The sequence below is a fragment of the Actinophytocola sp. genome, from assembly GCF_036402745.1.
Taxonomy (GTDB): Bacteria; Actinomycetota; Actinomycetes; order Mycobacteriales; family Pseudonocardiaceae; genus Actinophytocola.
Genome location: NZ_DASWSJ010000291.1, coordinates 1 through 1,766 on the forward strand (window position 1 = coordinate 1; position 1,766 = coordinate 1,766).

At 74.9% G+C, this 1,766-nt stretch carries 1 protein-coding gene; it reads left to right on the forward strand.

From position 1 onward, the window contains the following. A partial coding sequence (locus tag VGD70_RS27455; protein ID WP_331086307.1) for a GAF domain-containing protein occupies positions 1–1,766 on the forward strand: 1,766 nt, incomplete at both ends.

Here is a 1,766-nt window from a genome sequence, read left to right on the forward strand (position 1 = left end):
CCGAACGGCGCATGGCCGGGTTCACCGAGCTCGTCGGCACCGCGATCGCGAACGCCGAGGGTCGCGCCCAGCTCGAGGAGAGCCGCGACGAACTCCACCGGCTCGCGCAGGAACAGGCCGCCCTGCGCCGGGTCGCCACCCTCGTCGCCCGCGGGGTGCCACCGGGCGAGGTGTTCGCGGCCGTCGCGCACGAGGTCGGCACCGTCCTCGATGCCGACTCCACGACCATCGTCCGCCTCGATCCCGACGCCGCGACGACCGTCGCGGCCCGTGTCGGCGCATACGCCGCCGAGTTCCCGATAGGAAGCCGCTGGACGCCCGAGCCGCCGCTGGCCCTGGCGGCGGTCCTGCACACCGGCCACCCGGCCCGCATCGACGACTTCAGCCCCGCCTCCGACCCGTACGGCGACGCTGCCCGCCGGCTCGGACTTCGGTCGGGAGTCGCGGCGCCGATCGTCGTCCAGGGGCATCTGTGGGGCGCGATCGCCGTCGGAACCCGGCACGAGCGTTTCCCGCCCGACACCGAACAGCGCATGGCCGGTTTCACCGAACTCATCGGCACCGCCATCGCGAACGCCGAGGGCCGCGCCCAACTCGAGGACAGCCGCGACCAACTCCACCGGCTCGCGCAGGAACAGGCCGCGCTGCGCCGCGTCGCCACCCTCGTCGCCCGCGGGCTGCCACCAAGCGAGGTGTTCGCGGCCGTCGCGCACGAGGTCGGCCACGTCCTCGATGCCGACTCCACGACCATCGTCCGCCACGAGCCCGACGGCGCGGCCACCATCCTCACACGCGTCGGCCACCCCCCCGACGAGCTGGCGGTGGGGCGCCGCTTCAACCTCGAGCCGCCGCTGCCGTTGGCGGTCGCCTTGGGCACCGGCCGCCCGGCCCGCCTCGACGACTTCAGCCAGGTCTGCGACGTCTACGGCGACCGCCTCCGCCGGCTGGGAATCCGGTCGGGGGTCGCGGCGCCGATCGTGGTCGAGGGGCGTTTGTGGGGCGCAATCGGCATGGGGACGCGGCGCGAGCACCTTCCGGCCGACACCGAACAGCGGCTGGCCGGCTTCACCGAACTCGTCGGCACCGCGATCGCCAACGCGCAGGCCCGGGTGGAACTGCGCAGCTCCGCCGAGGAGCAGGCGGCGCTGCGGCGGGTGGCGACCCTGGTCGCGAGCGGGGCGCGCCCGGAAGAGGTGTTCGCCGCGGTCACCGAGGAAGCCGGGCGGCTGCTGCGGGTCGCTTTCACCCTTCTCAACCGGTACGACCCCGACGGCACGGTGGTCACCGTCGGGACGTGGGCCAGCACCGGCGACGCCGTGCCGTTCCCGGTCGGCACCCGGTGGGACCTCGGCGGGGACAACGTGACCACGCGGGTGTTCCAGACCGGTCGGCCGGCGCGGATCGACGCCTACGCCGAGGCCACCGGCCCGGCCGCCGACCTCGCGCGGGGGCGGGGAGCCTGCTCGCTCGTCGGGGCGCCGGTCAACGTCGGGGGCCGGCTCTGGGGATTCATGAGCGCGGTGTCCACGCAGGTGGAGCCGCTGGCCACGGACACCGAGGCCCGGCTGGCCGGGTTCACCGAGCTGGTCACCACCGCCGTCGCCAACGCCGAGGGCCGCGCCCAACTCGAGGACAGCCGCGACGAGCTGCGCCGTCTCGCCGACGAACAGGCAGCGTTGCGGCGGGTGGCGACGCTGGTGGCGCACGGCGTCCGACCCGACGAGATCTTCGCGGCCGTCAGCGACGAGGTCGCGCGCCTGGTCGGA